Origin of the sequence: Variovorax defluvii, assembly GCF_039541515.1 — a bacterium.
GTDB classification, from domain to species: Bacteria; Pseudomonadota; Gammaproteobacteria; order Burkholderiales; family Burkholderiaceae_C; genus Variovorax; species Variovorax defluvii.
In genome coordinates this window covers 34,070-50,626 of sequence record NZ_BAABGJ010000077.1, presented here as the reverse complement: position 1 = coordinate 50,626, position 16,557 = coordinate 34,070, and the positions used below count along the sequence as shown (strand labels likewise).

17 protein-coding genes, 1 tRNA gene and 1 riboswitch are annotated in these 16,557 nt (G+C 69.4%); of the genes, 3 read left to right on the top strand and 15 right to left on the bottom strand.

Annotation, left to right across the window (positions count from 1 at the left end; genetic code table 11):
• Positions 1 to 395 precede the first annotated feature (395 nt).
• Positions 396 to 890, top strand: a complete 495-nt coding sequence (locus ABEA07_RS22275; protein ID WP_345540605.1) for a hemerythrin domain-containing protein — start codon at positions 396 to 398, stop codon at positions 888 to 890.
• Between the two features lie 90 nt (positions 891 to 980).
• Here the strand turns inward: ABEA07_RS22275 and ABEA07_RS22270 are convergent, their stop codons facing one another.
• The 5 genes from ABEA07_RS22270 to ABEA07_RS22250 form a co-directional block, all read right to left on the bottom strand.
• Positions 981 to 1,364, bottom strand: coding sequence for a hypothetical protein (locus ABEA07_RS22270; RefSeq protein WP_345540604.1), 384 nt, complete (start codon positions 1,362 to 1,364; stop codon positions 981 to 983).
• A gap of 166 nt (positions 1,365 to 1,530) precedes the next feature.
• Positions 1,531 to 1,944: a GreA/GreB family elongation factor gene (locus ABEA07_RS22265; protein WP_345540603.1), complete on the bottom strand. Its 414-nt coding sequence runs from the start codon at positions 1,942 to 1,944 to the stop codon at positions 1,531 to 1,533.
• 385 nt (positions 1,945 to 2,329) lie between these two features.
• Entirely contained in the window at positions 2,330 to 2,965 is a 636-nt protein-coding gene (locus ABEA07_RS22260; protein ID WP_345540601.1) for a TetR/AcrR family transcriptional regulator, read from the bottom strand.
• Positions 2,962 to 3,393, bottom strand: coding sequence for an ester cyclase (locus tag ABEA07_RS22255; RefSeq protein WP_345540600.1), 432 nt, complete (start codon positions 3,391 to 3,393; stop codon positions 2,962 to 2,964). The genes ABEA07_RS22260 and ABEA07_RS22255 overlap by 4 nt, the downstream gene beginning before the upstream one ends.
• Positions 3,394 to 3,482: 89 nt before the next feature.
• The gene (locus tag ABEA07_RS22250) at positions 3,483 to 4,481 is read right to left on the bottom strand and encodes an AraC family transcriptional regulator (RefSeq protein WP_345540599.1); all 999 of its coding nucleotides are present in this window, start codon (positions 4,479 to 4,481) and stop codon (positions 3,483 to 3,485) included.
• 125 nt (positions 4,482 to 4,606) lie between these two features.
• Between ABEA07_RS22250 and ABEA07_RS22245 the strand changes: the two genes are divergently transcribed.
• Positions 4,607 to 6,028, top strand: coding sequence for an FAD-binding oxidoreductase (locus ABEA07_RS22245; RefSeq protein ID WP_345540598.1), 1,422 nt, complete (start codon positions 4,607 to 4,609; stop codon positions 6,026 to 6,028).
• A 218-nt stretch (positions 6,029 to 6,246) separates the two neighbouring features.
• Here the strand turns inward: ABEA07_RS22245 and aliB are convergent, their stop codons facing one another.
• From aliB to ABEA07_RS22205, 8 genes are all read right to left on the bottom strand, one after another.
• Entirely contained in the window at positions 6,247 to 7,398 is a 1,152-nt protein-coding gene (gene aliB, locus ABEA07_RS22240; protein ID WP_345540597.1) for a cyclohexanecarboxyl-CoA dehydrogenase, read from the bottom strand.
• A gap of 84 nt (positions 7,399 to 7,482) precedes the next feature.
• Entirely contained in the window at positions 7,483 to 8,265 is a 783-nt protein-coding gene (badI, locus tag ABEA07_RS22235) for a 2-ketocyclohexanecarboxyl-CoA hydrolase (protein ID WP_345540596.1), read from the bottom strand.
• 355 nt (positions 8,266 to 8,620) lie between these two features.
• Positions 8,621 to 8,833: a hypothetical protein gene (locus ABEA07_RS22230; RefSeq protein ID WP_345540594.1), complete on the bottom strand. Its 213-nt coding sequence runs from the start codon at positions 8,831 to 8,833 to the stop codon at positions 8,621 to 8,623.
• Between the two features lie 275 nt (positions 8,834 to 9,108).
• A tRNA-Asn gene (locus ABEA07_RS22225) sits at positions 9,109 to 9,184 on the bottom strand.
• Between the two features lie 78 nt (positions 9,185 to 9,262).
• Positions 9,263 to 10,186 (bottom strand): thiamine phosphate synthase, encoded by a 924-nt coding sequence (locus ABEA07_RS22220; RefSeq protein ID WP_345540592.1) that lies wholly within the window; start codon positions 10,184 to 10,186, stop codon positions 9,263 to 9,265.
• A gap of 36 nt (positions 10,187 to 10,222) precedes the next feature.
• On the bottom strand, positions 10,223 to 11,032 hold the full coding sequence (locus ABEA07_RS22215) for a thiazole synthase (RefSeq protein ID WP_345540590.1): 810 nt from the start codon (positions 11,030 to 11,032) through the stop codon (positions 10,223 to 10,225).
• Between the two features lie 23 nt (positions 11,033 to 11,055).
• Positions 11,056 to 11,253, bottom strand: coding sequence for a sulfur carrier protein ThiS (gene thiS / locus ABEA07_RS22210; RefSeq protein ID WP_345540589.1), 198 nt, complete (start codon positions 11,251 to 11,253; stop codon positions 11,056 to 11,058).
• On the bottom strand, positions 11,250 to 12,356 hold the full coding sequence (locus ABEA07_RS22205; RefSeq protein WP_345540588.1) for an FAD-dependent oxidoreductase: 1,107 nt from the start codon (positions 12,354 to 12,356) through the stop codon (positions 11,250 to 11,252). Before ABEA07_RS22205 ends, thiS begins: the two co-directional genes overlap by 4 nt.
• A 50-nt stretch (positions 12,357 to 12,406) precedes the next feature.
• Between ABEA07_RS22205 and thiD the strand changes: the two genes are divergently transcribed.
• Positions 12,407 to 13,252, top strand: a complete 846-nt coding sequence (gene thiD, locus ABEA07_RS22200; protein ID WP_345540587.1) for a bifunctional hydroxymethylpyrimidine kinase/phosphomethylpyrimidine kinase — start codon at positions 12,407 to 12,409, stop codon at positions 13,250 to 13,252.
• On the opposite strand, the gene ABEA07_RS22195 is transcribed toward thiD, so the two are convergent.
• A complete protein-coding gene (locus ABEA07_RS22195; RefSeq protein ID WP_345540586.1) occupies positions 13,197 to 14,516 on the bottom strand; it encodes a purine-cytosine permease family protein in 1,320 nt (439 codons plus the stop codon). The genes thiD and ABEA07_RS22195 overlap by 56 nt on opposite strands.
• An 83-nt stretch (positions 14,517 to 14,599) precedes the next feature.
• Positions 14,600 to 14,713: riboswitch (TPP riboswitch) on the bottom strand.
• Positions 14,714 to 14,804: 91 nt separating this feature from the next.
• On the bottom strand, positions 14,805 to 16,499 hold the full coding sequence (gene ilvD / locus ABEA07_RS22190) for a dihydroxy-acid dehydratase (protein ID WP_345540584.1): 1,695 nt from the start codon (positions 16,497 to 16,499) through the stop codon (positions 14,805 to 14,807).
• Between the last annotated feature and the right edge of the window lie 58 nt (positions 16,500 to 16,557).

Genomic DNA, 16,557 nt, shown 5'->3' with positions numbered 1-16,557 from the left:
GAGGGACGCGCACAGCGGGGTCGCCTTTCTTTGGTTACTTTCTTTGGCGAGACAAAGAAAGTGACTCGCCCGCCGGGGCGAATTCCCGGCTCCTGCGCCACACAACCAGCAAGGCCAAAAACAAAGGCCCAAGAGGAAAATTCCCGGCTCCTGCGCCAAACAACCAGCAAGGCAAAAACAAGGGCACAAGAAGCGAACTCCCGGCTCCTTCGCCACCCAACCAACAAGGCAAAAACAAAGACCCGCGTGGGCTGTCCGTCCGCTGCCGTCACTCAGCCGGAGCTGTCCGTCGCCCATGGCTTCCCAGCCGAGACCAGGTGGCGGCGCGCTCCTACGCAAGAGATGCGGGCGCCGGCCATCCTCGGTGTTCATCAACCCCTCGATGGAGATTCACGATGCCCACCACAGCCAAACGCGCCGAGCCCGATGCCTGCAGCCTGCTCGATGCGGACCACCGCAAGGTCAAGAAAATGTTCAAGGAATACGACGAGCTCACCGGCTCCCGTGCCGCCAGCGCCGCCGAAAAGCGGCGTGAGCTGGCCCAGGAGATCTGTATGGAGCTGACGGTCCATGCGCAGATCGAGGAAGAGATCTTCTATCCCGCGCTGCGCGAGGCCATCAAGGAAACCGACCTGCTCGACGAGGCCGAGGTGGAGCATGCCAGTGCCAAGGACCTGATCGCGCAGATCCAGGAGGCAAAGGAAGTCGACGACATGTTCGACGCCAAGGTCAAGGTGCTCGGCGAGTACATCGACCACCATGTCAAGGAAGAGCGCAACGAGATCTTCGTGAAGGCCCGCGCGGCGCGCGGCCTCGACCTGGTCGCCATGCGCGACCAGCTCGAAGCGCGCAAGGAAGCGCTGATGGAAGAAATGACGGCGGCGGCCTGACCGTCGCCCACGCGGCAGGTTCTCGTCGAGGGACCTGTCGCGAGTACCCTTGCGTGCCCGAAGGCCCTGACGCCTTCCAATGCAGTGGCGTCAGGCCTCTTCGTCTTCGTCTCGAAGGCGGTCTTCGCTCTCGTCCGTGCCGGCGAGCGCGTCGGCCCCTCCCAGGTCCCGCACCGTGTCGTCGCCGCTGCCCGGCGGCAGGATGCCTACCCGATCGGGCAGGATGTCGCCGTCCTCTTGAGGCGGCGCTGGATCGGCAGAGGCGCGTTCGCCGGTGCCGGCGGCATCGGTGCTGCTGCGGTGCTCGACGGGCCACGCGCCCTCGGCGGCTTCGTCGGGAAGGACAGAGCGGTTGCGGTCGGTCTGCACGTCGCTGCCGCTGTCGCTGCTGTCGCTCGGGCCGAGGGCATCGATGTTGGCGCCGTCATGCTCCGCCGGTGCCTGTTCTCCGCCCAGGATGCTGCTGGTCGCCATGGGTGTACTCCTTGTGTCGAATGGCATGGCCCGACTCTGGACAGGGCCACGGCCGCGTCGTGTGAGAGGGCACTGACGCGTGGTGTCGGCCGGCCACAGCTTCTGGGCCTGACGCGCCCTGACGCGCGGCGAGTACCTCGCCACGCGCGATGGAAGCCCGGGCGCTTCAGGTGGTGTAGTCGCCGCTGGCTTCGGGCTGGAACAGGATTGCCTCCAGCCGCGCGCAGCCTTCTTCGCCGCCAGGCAACTGCCAGCGCGCGAGCGCGCCCACGCGCAGGCCGATCAGTGCCAGGCCGACCGGCGAAAGCACCGAGATGAAGCCCGCGGCCGGCTCGGCATCGGCGGGATAGCACAGCGTGAGGGTGTGTGCCTGGCCCGTGTGCGCATCGACGATCCGCACTTGCGAATACATGGTCACCACGTTGGGCGCGACCGCGCGTGCGGCCACGATGTCTGTCGCATCGAGAAGCGCCTCCAGCGCCGGCGGTGCGGCCCGGTCCTGAAGCCGGCTCAGGCGCTGATGGTCGAGTTCGGTGAGCGTCCGCTCGCCGAGGAGGATGTTGTTGGCTGCTGCTTGCATGACGCACTCCAGTCGAATGCGACCGGCGCGCTCTGTGCTGGCGGCGGTCGCGGATGCGCGGGCTGTGGGGGCCCGGCGATCGATGGTTTGCGCTTAAAGGGGGAGGGAGGGTGATCGCCGGGCGGGGGAATGTGCGGCCGGCTGGCGCAATTGACCCGGCATGGCCTTCGCGGTGCGAAGCACCGTCGCGCGCAGACCGGCCGCGAAGGCGGCAGGGACGGCGAGGCGGGGCAGGGTCAGGCAGGACATGAAGGAGGGATTGTAGGCCGCGATGCAGCCCTGCTCGGCATGTGCATCCATATCCCTACGCCACGGTGCGCGATCGGACGCGGGGAAAGCGACCCGATCGCCGGGTTCACTGGATGGACGGAAAGCGACACAGGGTTCACCGGCGCGACCGGGCCGGTGGAGCCGGCGATTGCGCTGCGCTGACCAGCGCCCGGATGGCCCAGCGCCGGACGCGGCGCGCCTCGGCGTCGTCGAGGCGCAGCACGTCCTTGAGGACGACCCTCGCCTCGGGGCCGAGCACCAGGGCGAGCGCATGCTTGAGCTTGCGCAGTGCGGCCGGCGCGAAGCGCTCCGAGGCGGGCTCCAGCGCGGCCTCGATCAGCGGGGTGCGGCGGTTCTGGCGTGCCGGCAGCGCCTCGTCGGCCTCGCCGCGCGCGCTGCGCTCCAGCGATCGGGCGAGCATCAGGCGCAGCGGCGCCTCGTGAGCCGCGATCATCGCGTGCAGCGCGTCGTCCACGTGTTCGAGCCGGGCTACCGCGTCCTGCGCAGGCGCACCGCGCAGGGCTTCGTGCGGCGCCGGCGTTTCGATGTCGATCGAGGCCTCCAGGTACAGCGCGTCCACGTTCGGGAAATAGCGGTAGGCGGTGGCGCGGGAGACCAGCGCGGCCTCGGCCACTTCTTCCAGCGCCGGCCGGCTGCCCTGCTGCATCAGCCGCGCCGCCGCATCCAGCAGGGCCTGGCGGGTGCGCTGCTTCTGCAGGGGGCGGCCCGACGGCGGCGGCTGCCCTGTCATGCAGGAGCGCCCTGGGGCAACTGCTGGAGGATCGCCGCCATGTCGACCCAGACGTTCTCGCGCCGGATGTCGCCGCCGTCGGTGAACTCGATCACGTGCAGCAGGCGGAAAGCCAGCGGCCGGCCGCCGCCCTCCAGGCCGAAGGGGCGGCCGGGCGCCCTGCCGCGCCACATCGCGTCGTCGACCATGAAGTTGTCGCCGTACAGGCGCCGAAGGGAGGTGACCTGGCCATCGGAGAGGTCGCCGAACAGGGCCTCGTAAAAGGGCCGGGCGCCTTCGCGGCCCCGGCTCGGGCCGGTGGGCCAGCCCACCACGTCGTGCTCGACCTCGGGGCTGAGCGTGGCCAGCACGCCGGCCACGTCGTCCCGGGCTTCGAAGCCGAAATGCTCGTCGAGCTTGCGGTCCATTTCGCGGGGGCTGAGTGCCATGGCGGTCTCCTGGAGGGTTGGGGGGTCTCATGATAATGAGACAAAAATCTCATGACAAGATTTTTGTCTCCGAAGAGCCGCTTGGCGCCTCAGGGCGTGGTGTCGCGTTCGCGCCGCCAGGTTGCCGGCGGTTTGCCGACCATCCGCTTGAAGGCCCGGGCGAAGGCGGCCTCGGATTCGTAGCCGACGTCGAGCGCGATCGCCGCGACCGTGGAGCGGGTTTCCAGCAGCATGCGTGCGGCGGCCTGCATGCGCCACTGCGCCAGGTACTGCATCGGCGGCACACCGATCATCTGCACGAAGCGCTCGTGCAGCGCCGAGCGCGAGAGGCCGATGCGGCGGCCGAGCTCGTCGAGGTTCCAGTCCTGCGCCGGCGCCTCGTGCATCAGGGCCAGCGCGCGGCCGACGAAGCGGTCGCGCAGCCCGGCCAGCCAGCCCGCGCTCTGGGCCGGCAGGCCATCTGCATAGCGGCGCACGGCGTCGACGAACATCATCTCGCTCATGCGCGCGAGCATGGCGTCCGCGCCCGGCCGCCGGGCGTGCGACTCGGCGGCGGCCTGCTCGGTGAAGCGTGCGATCCACGCGCCATGCTCGCCGGCGCGCAGATGCAGCATCCGGGGGAGGGCGGCGATCAGGGGGTTGAAGGGTTGGCGGTCGTAGCCGAGAAAGCCGCACACGATGGTCGCTTCGGACTCGGGCGCCGCATCTTCCACCAACTGCAGGCTGGCCCCGTCGTAAGCGATGTGCAGCGGGAGCGACTGGCTGCGCACGCTGTCGTACCAGCGCACGTCGACGCTGCCGCGCAGCCCGGGCGCGCTGGACACCACGTGCGGGTCGCCGTGCGGGAACATCACGACGTCGCCGGCGGCCATCTGCACGGGCGCGTGGCCCACGACGCCGGCCCAGCAGGTGCCCTGCACGACGGCGTGGTACTCCATCACGTGCTCGGTGCCCGGCATCAGCAGCGGTGCGATGTCCCGGGCGGCCGGCGCCTCGGCCGCCCAGTCGCTGCTTCCGCTGACGTAGAAGAACACGGCACCGCGCAGGCGCACGCTGCGCAGCACGTCGGACAAGGTGTCCAGGCTCATCGCAGCGGGCCGATGCGAATGGCGGACGCGCAGTCAAGTGCCGCGGACGCCGGGTCAGGCGCAGCCGCGGTCCGGCCGGAAGAATGGAGGCACTCTTTCCTCATCCCACACCCCTGGAGCATCAGATGCAATCTTTGACCTACCTTACGCTGGACAAAGATGTCCGGCAAGTCCGGCAGCCCGAGGTCGACGCCTTCGCGGCGCAGATCAGCGGCGGCGTGATCGGCATGGCCGATGCGGCCTACGAAGAGGCGCGCAAGGTCTGGAACGGCATGGTCGATCGCCGGCCTGCCCTGATCGCGCGCTGCCTGACCGAAGCCGACGTGCAGGCGTCGCTGCGCTTCGCCAAGGCGCATCGCATGCTGACCAGCGTGCGCGGCGGCGGCCACCACATCGCGGGCAACGCGGTGGCGGAGGGCGGGCTGATGATCGACATGTCGGGCATGCGCACGGTGCGCGTCGATCCGGACAAGCGCGTCGCCTACGTGGGCCCCGGGGCCCTGCTGAGCGACCTGGACCGCGAGACCCAGGCCCACGGCCTGGCCGTGCCGCTGGGCATCAATTCCACCACCGGCGTGGCCGGGCTCACGCTGGGCGGCGGCTTCGGCTGGCTGACGCGGCGGCATGGCATGTCCATCGACAACCTGCGCAGCGTCACCGTCGTCACGCCCGACGGGGAGGTGCGCATCGCCTCGGCCGACTCGGAACCGGAGCTCTTCTGGGCCCTGCGCGGGGGCGGCGGCAACTTCGGCGTCGTCACCTCCTTCGAGTTCCAGTTGCACCCGGTCGGGCCCGAGGTCTACGCGGGGCTGGTGGTCTATCCCTTCGCGCAGGCCCGCCAGGTGCTGCGTGCCTGGCGCGACTTCTGCGAGAGCGCGAGCGATGAACTCACCGTCTGGACCGTGATGCGCAAGGCGCCGCCGCTGCCCTTCCTGCCGGAGTCGGTGCATGGCAGAGAGGTCGTGATCCTGCCGATGGTCTGGTGCGGCGACCTGGCCGCCGGCGAGAAGGCGGTCGCGCCCGTGCTGAAGTTCGGCGATCCGATCGGCAGCCATCTGGGCCCGACGCCCTATGCCGGCTTCCAGACCGCCTTCGACCCGCTGTTGGCGCCCGGCGCCCGCAACTACTGGAAGACCAACAACTTCAGCGGCCTGAGCGACGCGGCCATCGACATGCTGATCGACAACGCAGGCCGCCTGCCGGGCCCGGAGTGCGAGATCTTCGTCGCGCAGATGGGCGGCGCGATGGGGCGGGTGAAGCCGGATGCCACTGCCTTCGTGGGCCGGGATGCGCGCTTCATCATGAACGTGCACGGCCGCTGGACCGACGCCGGCGAGGACGACAAGGTGCGCAACTGGGCGCGCGGGGTGTTCCAGCAGGCCGCGCCGCACGCCACCGCCAGCGGCTACGTCAACTTCCTCACCGAGGACGAGGCCGGGCGCGTGGCCGACAGCTATGGGCCCAACTATGCGCGGCTGCAGGCGACCAAGCGGCGCTACGACCCGGACAACATGCTGCGCATGAATCTCAACATCGCGCCGGCTTGAGCGAGAGGCTGAGCCGCCGGGCGGCGCCCGGCGGTCGTATTCATTGCTTGTGTAGGCGTCGCCTGTCGAACGGAGACGTCGGCGTCGTGACGATCCTGCACGAGCGGATGCATCAGATCGATCGTCTGCGAGACGATTTCGGACTTTGAGGGTGCACACGGTGGTGAAGTGGAGAGCGACGCAGCCGTGGCGCGGCGCTCTTGCCGGTCTGCCGGCCGTCAGGCAGGCACGGCGGCACGGCCGGCGCGCGTGCGCGCGATGATGGTCTTCATGATCTGCGCCGTGCCGTCGCCGATCTGGAAGCCGAGGACGTCGCGCAGCCGCTGCTCCATCGGTCCGCGGTCGTAGCCGCCGTGGCCGAACATGAGCAGGCACTGGTGCACCGTGTCGTAGGCGAGCTTCGGCGCCCACCATTTGCACATGGCCGCCTCGGCGCTGTGCGGCGCGCCCTTGTCCTTCAGCCACAGCGCCTGCAGGCACAGCAGCCGCGCGGCCTCGACCTGCGTGTCGAAATCGGCCAGCGGGTGCGACACGCCCTGGAAGGCCGACAGCGGCTTGCCGAAGGCCTCGCGCTGCGCGACGTAGTCCCAGGTCTCCTCGAGGGCGACGCGCGCCACGGCGAGCACCTGCAGCCCGATCAGCGCGCGGCTGAAGTCGAAGCCCCGCATCACCTGCACGAAGCCCTTGTTTTCGTCGCCGAGGCGGTGGTCGAGGGGGATGCGCACGTTCTCGAAGAAGATCGAGCCGCGGCCGATCGCACGCTGGCCATGGCAGTCGAAGCGGCGGGTCGTCACCCCCGCCGCATCCATCGGCACCAGGAGCGCGGTGACGCCGTGCGCCGCCGACTCGGCCGTGCCGGTGCGGCCGAAGACCACGCAAATGTCGGCCTGGTCGGCGGCCGAGATCGAGGTCTTCTCACCGTTGATCAGGTAGTGGTCGCCCCGGCGCTCCACCTTCAGGCGGAGGTTGCCGGCATCCGAGCCGCCGCGCGGCTCGGTCAGCGCGATCGCGCACAGCGCCTGGCCGGACACCAGCTTCTCGAGCCACGGCTTGACGACCTCGGGCCGGCCATGTTCCGACAGGATCTGCGAGTTCAGCGAGGCCAGCAGGTTGATGTAGCTGATGGACAGGTCGGCGCGGGCGATCTCCTCGTGGACCACGCCGGCCGCGAGGCACCCGAGGCCCTGGCCGCCGAAGGCTTGCGGCAACTCCGGTGCGATGAAGCCCATGGCGCCCATCTCGCGCATCAGCGCACGGTCGAGCACGCGGGTCTTGTCGCGCTCTTGGAAGCCGGGGGCGATGCGGTCGATGGCGAAGCGGCGGGCGTGGTCGCCCAGCGCGACCAGATCTTCGTCGAGGTAGGGGTTCATCTCTTGTCTCCGGGCACGGCCGCGCCATGGCGCACGCCGGGTTTGTTCACGGCTTCACAGCCGGGGACCGTGGCGGCGATGGGTCTACTTGGCGAACTTGCGGAAATCGGGCTTGCGCTTGTCCCTCAGCGCGTTGACGCCCTCGCGCGATTCGTCGGTGTCGTAGTACAGCTTGAGCGCGTACATGCCCATGCCGGCGATGCCGCTCTGGTGCGCCGTGTCCATGTTGAAGCTGCGCTTGGCGATCGCAATCGCGGTCGGGCTGCGCTCGCAGATCGTCTCGGCCCACTCCTGCACCGTGGCGTCGAGCTGCTCGTGAGGCACGCAGATGTTGGCCAGGCCCATGGCGACCGCTTCCTGGCCCGAGTAGCGCTTGTTGAGGTACCAGATCTCGCGCGCCTTCTTCTCGCCCACCACGCGGGCGAGGAAGGCGGTGCCGTAGCCCGGATCGACCGAGCCCATCTTCGGGCCGACCTGGCCGAAGACCGCTTTTTCCGAGCAGATGGTCAGGTCGCAGATCGTGCACAGCACGTTGCCGCCGCCGATGGCGTAGCCCTGCACGCGGGCGATCACCGGCTTGGGCACGTCGCGGATCGCGGTGTGCAGCTCTTCCATCGGCAGGCCGATGGTGCCGCGGCCGTCGTAGTTGCCGTCGTGTGCCGACTGGTCGCCGCCGGTGCAGAAGGCCTTCTCGCCGGCACCGGCCAGCACGATGCAGCCGACGTTGCGGTCGTAGCCGGCCTTGTTCAGCGCCTTGATGAGCTCGTCGCAGGTCGTGCCGCGAAACGCGTTCATCTTGTCCGGGCGATTGATCGTGATCCAGGCCACGCCGTTGCGGATGTCGTAGAGGATGTCTTGGAAGTCCATGGGCACTCTCCAGGGGCTCGGGTCGTGGCATGCATGCCGTCACGGCCGACTAAGTCAATATGTTGGCGCAAATTTAGTGACCGCCGGTGGGGCATGCAAGCGCGACCCGGCGTCTCGGCGTCATGGAAAACCCTAGGGACTCGTTGGACAATCCAAGACTGGAGTCTGGAACAGGCTGTTCTTCAGGCCTTTTTCAATGCGCCAATATGTTGCGCAAAGCGGGCTCACGCGACGACCATCTGCTCGAGATGCTCGAGCCATGCAGCGCCTGGATGGCCAAGAGGCGGGTGCCCGGCGAGATGCCGGGCTGTGACAGGCCAGGGAGGGTGCGGTGGCGTTCGCGGACGCCCGTGCTTCAGAGGTCGGCAGCCATCGTCGTGGGGCCGCCGAAACGCCGGGTCATCTCGGCTTCGAGGAGAGCCACCATGCCTGGCGCGTCGACATGCGCTTCTTCATCCGCGTTCCGCCAATGGGCCGTCCACAGGCAGAGGTCCTGGTCCGAAAGGCTCTCGGGCCTGCGCGGGTCCCCCTGAGGCTGTGGTCGGGTCGAGCGGAATATCTTCAGCATGTGGTCACCTGGGGCCTGAATTTAGAGCGGCGCGGCCCATCGGGCCGTAGGACAGGCGCCATGCATTCGCCGCAGGGCTGAGCAGTACTGCACGTTTTGGCGGCGAGCGCTGTGGACGAGACCTCCTCACCATGCTCCAAGACGGCACCGGGTGACGTGCCGCGAAGCCGACGCCCCTTGCCTGCGATGACAGGAGCTCCGTGCCGGCCGGGTGTTGAGCGCCTGAGCGCCAAAAGAAAAGGGGCCAGGACAACGTCCTGGCCCCTTGATCAATTTGGCTCCTCGACCTGGGCTCGAACCAGGGACCTACGGATTAACAGTCCGGCGCTCTACCGACTGAGCTATCGAGGAACAAGCCTCAGATTATAGCGTGGTTTTTCGGCCCTTCCGGAGGCAGCGACTCGCCGCGCGCGAAAAGTGCGAATTTTCTCAACGTGCTTTCGCGGCGTCGGTGGCCATCGCAGCCATCAGGCGTGCGGCGGCGGCCTCCGGATCGGGTTCGTTCACCAGAGCGCGCACGACCGCCACGGAGCCGACCCCGGTGGCCAGCACGTCCGGCAGCCGCTGCGCATCGACGCCGCCGATGCCGACCTGCGGGTAGCCGCGCATGAGCTGTGCGTAAGCGCCCAGGCGGGCCACGCCCTGCGGTGCGGTGGGCATCTTTTTCAGCGTGGTCGGAAAGACGGCGCCCATGGCGATGTAGCTCGGGCTCACCGCATCGGCGCGCACCATCTCCGCATAGCCATGGGTACTGACGCCGAGGCGGATGCCCGAGGCGCGGATCGCCTGCAACGCCTGCGGCGTCAGCGCGTCCAGGTCTTCCTGGCCGAGATGCAGGCCATAGGCCTTGGCCTCGATGGCGACGCGCCAGTGGTCGTTGATGAAAAGCAGCGCCCCGGTGCCGCGCACCGCATCCACCGCGGCGTTCACTTCGCGCTGGATGGCGTCGGCATCGGTGGACTTGAAGCGCAACTGCACCGTCGGCACGCCCGCGCGCGCCATGCGGCCGACCCAGGCCGCATCGGGCAGCACGGCGTAGAGGCCGAGCTTCTCGGGACAGGGCGGGAAGGCGTCCTGGCGTGCGCCCGGCGGAAACGGGCGCATGCCGAAATCGGCCGGATGCGCGGGCCAGGCCCCGGCATCGAAGCGGCCGGTGCGTTGCGTTTGCGCCTGCCACGCGTTGGCGAGGCATTCGGCATCGACGTCGATGAAGCCCAATGCCGCGCAGGCCGTCTTGGCGCCACGGTACACCGGGTCGTCGGCGGTGAAGGGGCCCGGGCTGTCCCCCGTCTCGCCGAAGCGCGCGGCGTGCGCGGCGAGGATGGCGCGGGCGATGTCGTTCTGGTCGTCCATGGCGTTCGTGCTCGGTTGGCTCATCGGCTCACTGGCTCACTGGCTGTTGGCGTGGTGCCAGAAGGGCGTGCCCAGCACCGGCGTGCTGGGCTGGGCGGCGTCCTGCGCGGCCATCGCGCCGGCCAGGCGTGCGCTGCGGCCGGCCTGCACTGCGTCGGCGAAGGCGCCGGCCATCGCGACCGGGTCCTGGGCCAGGGCCACGGCGGTATTGAGCAGCACGCCGTCGTAGCCCCACTCCATGACCTGGCAGGCATGCGAGGGCAGGCCCAGGCCGGCATCGACGAGCATGGGCACGTCGAGGCGCTCGCGCAGCACCTGCATCGCATAGGGGTTGACCGGCCCGCGGCCGGTGCCGATGGGCGCGGCCCAAGGCATGACGGCCTGGCAGCCCACGTCGACCAGGCGCTGGCACAGCACCAGGTCTTCGGTGCAGTAGGGCAGCACGTGGAAGCCGTCGCGCACGAGCTGCGAGGCGGCATCCACCAGGTTGAGCGTGTCGGGCTGCAAGGTGTAGTCGTCGCCGATCAGCTCCAGCTTGATCCAGGGCGTGTCGAAGAGCTCGCGTGCCATCTGCGCGGTGGCGATGGCCTCCTGCACGCTGTGGCAGCCGGCGGTGTTGGGCAGCACGGGCACACCGAGGCGGCGCAGCAGCTCCCAGAAGCCGTTGTCGCCGCCGTTGCCGGGCGTCGCCGTCTGGCGGCGCAGCGAGGCGGTGAGCATGGCGGGGCGGGCGCGCCGCACCGCGGCTTCCAGCACGTCGGGCGAGGGGTAGCGTGCGGTGCCCAGCAGCAGGCGGCTCTCAAAGGTCTGGCCGTAGAGCACCAGGGGATCGTTGGCGTTCGTCATGGTGGGTCGTCTCCGGTTGTCTTTCAACCACCCGTCACCGGGCGGATGACTTCGATGCGGTCGTCGGGCTTCAGCAGGTGCGTGGCGTGGTTGGAGCGCGGCACGAACTGGCGATTGACCGCGGCGGCATAGGGGGGCGCCGCCTCGATGAGGGCGATGGCATCGGCCAGCGTGGCGCCCTCGGGCAGGGTCTTGGGGCTGTCGTTGATCAGGACGTTCATGGATGGAGGTCTCCCATGCCGGGCGCCAGCGAGAAGCGCGGGGCCAAGTCGGAGCGGCCTTCGCGCAGCAACTCCAGCGCGACGTCGAGCATGGCCGGCGCGATCATGAAGCCGTGGCGGTACAGGCCGTTGATCTGGAGCACGCCGGGCCGCGGCTGGCGGAAGGCAGGCAGGTTGTCGGGCAGGGTGGGGCGGCAGTGGGCCGCGATCTCGAGGATGCGCGCCTCGGCAAAGCCGCTGTGCACGGCGTAGGCGGCGCTCAGCAGCTCCAGCGTGGAGCGCACGCTGGCCGGCGACATGTCCTCGGACTCGATCTCGGTGGCCCCGATCACGAACACCTGGCCCGGCTTGGGGGCGATGTAGAGGGGGTAGCGCGGATGCACGAGGCGGGTGGGTCGCGTGAGGGCCACCTCGGGCGCATGCACGCGGATCACCTCGCCGCGCACGCCGCGCAGCGCGTTCCATTGCGGGCGGGCGCCGAGGCCGCGGCAGTCGATCACGCGCTGGTCCGGTGCGGGCGAAGAAAAGTCGTCGAGGCTGCGCGGCGTGTTCCAGCGCAGCGCGACGTTCGGGAGGCCTTCCAGCGTGGCGCGCAGGGCCGCGAGCAGCGCGCGGTTGTCCAACTGGCCTTCGTCCGGCAGCAGCAGGCCCTGTGCGAAGCGCGTGCCCAGCGAAGGTTCGAGGGCCGCGATGCCGGCGGCATCCAGCGTCTTCATGGCGGGCAGCTCGGGCACCTGCTCGCCGGTGCGCGCGAGCACGCGGGCCAGCCGCGCGGCCTCGGCCGCATCCTGGCGATGCCACAGCACCAGCGTGCCTTCGCGCTGGAAGAACACGGGGCCGGCCAGCTCCGCGAGCAGGGCGGGCCAGCGGTCGAGTGCGTGGTGGCCCATGCGCACCACCGAGGGCGGGGCGACGGCCGACTCGGCCAGCGGCGCCAGCATGGCGGCCGCCACGCGTGCGGCCGCGCCATCGGCCTCCGGGCCGCCGGCATCGAAGAGTTCGACGCGGCAGCCGCTTCGGGCGAGCGACACCGCCAGCAGCCGGCCCATGAGGCCGGCGCCGAGAATGGCGGCCGAGCGGAAAGGCATCTCTGGCGCGCTCATCGTCGGGCCCTCCGGCAGGGGGCGGTGCGGCGTGGCCGATAATTTTCCGCATGACCCTCGCATCTTTCCGTTACGCCCGCGTGCTCTCGATCGCCGGTTCCGACAGCGGCGGCGGCGCCGGCATCCAGGCCGATCTCAAGACCTTCCAGGCGCTCGGCTGCTACGGCATGACGGCCATCACCGCGCTGACGGCGCAGAACACCCTGGGCGTGTCCGGCATCCACGGCGTGCCGCCGGATTTCCTGAAGGCGCAGATCCGCGCGGTGGTGGAGGACATCGGCGTCGACGCGGTCAAGCTGGGCATGCTGCATGCGCCCGAGGTGGTGGAGGTGGTGGCCTGGGCCATCGACCACTACCGGCTGCCGAACGTGGTGCTCGACCCGGTGATGGTCGCGACCAGCGGCGACCGCCTGATCGCGAAGGAGACGGTGCAGGTGCTGGTGCGCGAGCTGTTTCCGCGCGCCGTCGTCGTCACGCCCAACCTCGACGAGGCGGCCTTGCTGATCGGCCGCCCGATCGATGGGGTCGATGCGTTGGACGATGCGGCCAGCGAGCTGCTCGCGCTGGGCGCACGCGCCGTGCTGCTCAAGGGCGGCCACTTGCCGGGCGATGACGTGGTGGACCTGCTGGCCGAGGCCGATGGCGAGCGCCTGCGGCTGTCCTCCCGGCGCATCGCGAGCCGCAACCTGCACGGCACGGGCTGCACCTTGTCCTCGGCCATCGCCTCGCACCTGGCGCTGGGCTACGCCTTGCCCGAGGCGGTGGAGCGCGCGCGCGGCTATGTCGTGGCCGCGATGGCGGCCGGTGCGGACGTGCAGGTGGGTGCGGGCCATGGTCCCCTCAACCACGGCTTTGCGCCAGTGCCGATGGTCCGCCTGCCGCGGACTGGCGCGTGAACCAGGCCAGCACGAATGTGAAGGCCAGCGTGGGCAGGGCCGAGCCAAGCTGAGGCGCCCACCTCGCACAGCCGTGGTAGACGGCGATGCCGGCGATCCAGATCAGCGCCGCGCCCAGGCCCACCCGGCGCGTGCCGGTCGAGGCCGGTGCCTCGCCGGTGCCCAGTCGCCCGAGGATCACGCCGTAGAGCGGCACGAAGACCGAGCTCAGCAGCAGCAGGAAGGGCTCCAGCGTGTGCATGGGCAGCACCAGCGCGAAGGCGATGCACAACACCGCGAGCGCGAGGCCCCAGCGCCTGACGCTCCAGCGCGGCTTCAGGCTGTGCGACGAGACGGCGCCGGAGTACACGTCGCCGTAGGCGTTGTCCAGTTCGTCGATGAGGATGAGGCCCAGTGCCACCAGACCGCCCTGCGCCAGCAGCAGGGCCGTGACCAGGTTGCTGCCGGGCTCGGCCGCGCTGGCGACCATCACGCCCAGCCCATAGCACCAGATGTTGGCGAGTGCGTAGCCCAGCCAGGTGCCGCTGAAGGCGCCGCCCAGCCCGCCGGTGCTGCGCTTGCCATGGCGCGCGTAATCGGCGACCAGGGGCAGCCAGGAGACGGGCATGGCGATCACCAGGTCGAGTGCGCTGAACAGGCCCATGCTGCCGTTGCCGGGGCGCGACCAGAAGGCGTCCAGGCCCTTGGCCTGCAACTGCCCGGCAAACTGCCAGGTGAGCCACAGCAGCGAGAGCACCACCAGCGGCAGGCCGAAACGGCTGACGAAGCGCCGCACCAGCTTGACCATGGAGCCGGCCAGCAGCGCCAGCAGCACCGCGCCCCACAGCAGGGTGGTGAAAAAGCCGCCCATGGGCCCGTCCAGCGACCAGCCGAAGGCCTGCTTGCCGATGGCCTGCGTGCCCTCGCGCATGATCACCAGCTCGAAGGTGGTCCAGCCGATCAGCTGCACGATGTTGAGGATGACCGGCAGGCGCGCGAAGGCGCTGCCGTAGGTGGCATGCATGAGGCCTGCACTGGCCAGGCCGCTCTCGCAGCCCAGGCGCGCGGTCCAGGCCAGAAGGCCGGCGCCGACGCAGGAGCCCAGCACGATCGCGATGACCGCGTCGCGGGTGCCCACCGCGGGCACCAGGTAGGCGCCGATCTGCATCACCAGCAGCCCGACGCCGAGGCTGAACCACAGCGACAGGTGGTCATGCCAATGGAAGACGCGGCTGCCCGCGGCGAGCGGCGTCAGCGCCTCGTTGTTGTCAGTCGTGGTTGCCATCCATTTGCTCCAATGCAAAGTGTTTGGCAGGTGGGCGAGGCCACGGCATCAGGACCGCCACGCGAGAAGAGAAAAAGACGTGGCGGCCGCCGGACCAGCTTCCCTGCGCGAGGATTACCTCAGTCAGGTTCAAAGGGACTCTCTCAGCCGGCCTGCCACACGAGATGTGTCGCGGGTCGGCACCCCTAGCGGTTTGCTTCAGTCGGTCTGGCGAAGCAGGTCGGATTGTAGGCTCTGCTGCGCCCGGCCCGGAAAGGGGGCCCCGCGACGATGCGCGGCGCCCAGGCCTCAGAAGTTGTCCAGCACCGCCCCCGAGCTCGCACTCGACGCATTGAAGGCGAACTTCGCCTGCACCCCCCGCGTATAGCGCGGTGCCGGCGCCTTCCACCCCGCACGGCGCTTCTCGATCTCGGCCTCGGGCACGTTGAGCTCCAGCTTGAGTTGGTGCGCGTCGATGGTGATCGAGTCGCCCTCGTTGACGAAGGCGATGGTGCCGCCGGCCGCCGCTTCCGGCGCCACGTGGCCGACCACCATACCCCAGGTGCCGCCGGAGAAGCGGCCGTCGGTGATCAGGCCCACGCTTTCGCCCAGGCCGGCACCGATCAGCGCGCCGGTGGGGGCCAGCATCTCGGGCATGCCGGGGCCGCCCTTGGGGCCGAGGTAGCGCAGCACCATCACGTCGCCGGCCTTGATCCTGCCGTCGAGGATGGCCTGCAGGGCCGACTGCTCGTCGTCGAAGACACGCGCCGGGCCGGTGATGACGGGGTTCTTCAGGCCGGTGATCTTCGCCACCGCGCCCTCGGGCGACAGGTTGCCCTTGAGAATGGCCAGGTGGCCTTCGGCATACATCGGGTTGCTGATCGGGCGGATCACGTCCTGGTCGGCGCGCGGCTGGTCCGGCACGTCTTTCAGCACCTCGGCGACGGTCTGGCCGGTGATGGTGATGCAATCGCCGTGCAGCAAGCCCGCGTTGAGCAGCACTTTCATCACCTGCGGGATGCCGCCTGCCTTGTGCAGGTCGACCGCGAGGTACTTGCCGCTGGGCTTGAGGTCGCAGATCACCGGCACCTTCTTGCGCATGCGCTCGAAGTCGTCGATGGTCCACTCCACCCCGGCCGCGTGGGCGATGGCCAGGAAGTGCAGCACCGCATTCGTCGAGCCGCCGGTGGCCATGATCACCGCCACCGCGTTCTCGATCGCCTTCCTGGTGACGATGTCGCGCGGCTTCAGGTCTTTCTTGATCGCCTCGATCAGCACCTTGGCCGATTCCCTGGCCGAGTTCTCCTTCTCGTCGTGCGGGTTGGCCATGGTGGAGGAGTAGGGCAGCGACATGCCCAGCGCCTCGAAGGCCGAGCTCATGGTGTTGGCGGTGTACATGCCGCCGCAGGAGCCGGTGCCGGGGATGGCGCGCTTCTCGATTTCCTTGAGGTCCTCGTCGCTCATGTTGCCGGCGGCGTTCTGGCCCACGGCCTCGAAGACGCTCACGATGTTCAGATCCTGGCCCTTGTAGTGGCCCGGCAGGATGGTGCCGCCGTACACGTAGATGGCCGGCACGTTGGCGCGCAGCATGCCCATCATGCCGCCGGGCATGTTCTTGTCGCAGCCGCCGACGACCAGCACGCCGTCCATCCACTGGCCGCCGACGCAGGTCTCGATGCAGTCGGAGATGACTTCGCGGCTGACCAGCGAGTACTTCATGCCCTCGGTGCCCATGGCCATGCCGTCCGAGATGGTGGGCGTGCCGAAGACCTGCGCGTTGCCGCCCGCTTCCTCGATGCCGGCGATGGCGGCATCGGCCAGCCTCTGCAGGCCGGAGTTGCAGGGGGTGATGGTGCTGTGGCCGTTGGCCACGCCGACCATCGGCTTCTTGAAGTCCGCTTCCTCGTAGCCCATGGCGTAGAACATGGAGCGGTTCGGGGCGCGCGACTTGCCCTCGACGATGTTGGCGCTGCGGCGGTTGATCTGGATCGGTTTGGTGTCCATCGTGTCTCTGCTCGTGGGGAAAACGGGAGCGCCAAGTATCGGACGATTGACTGATTGC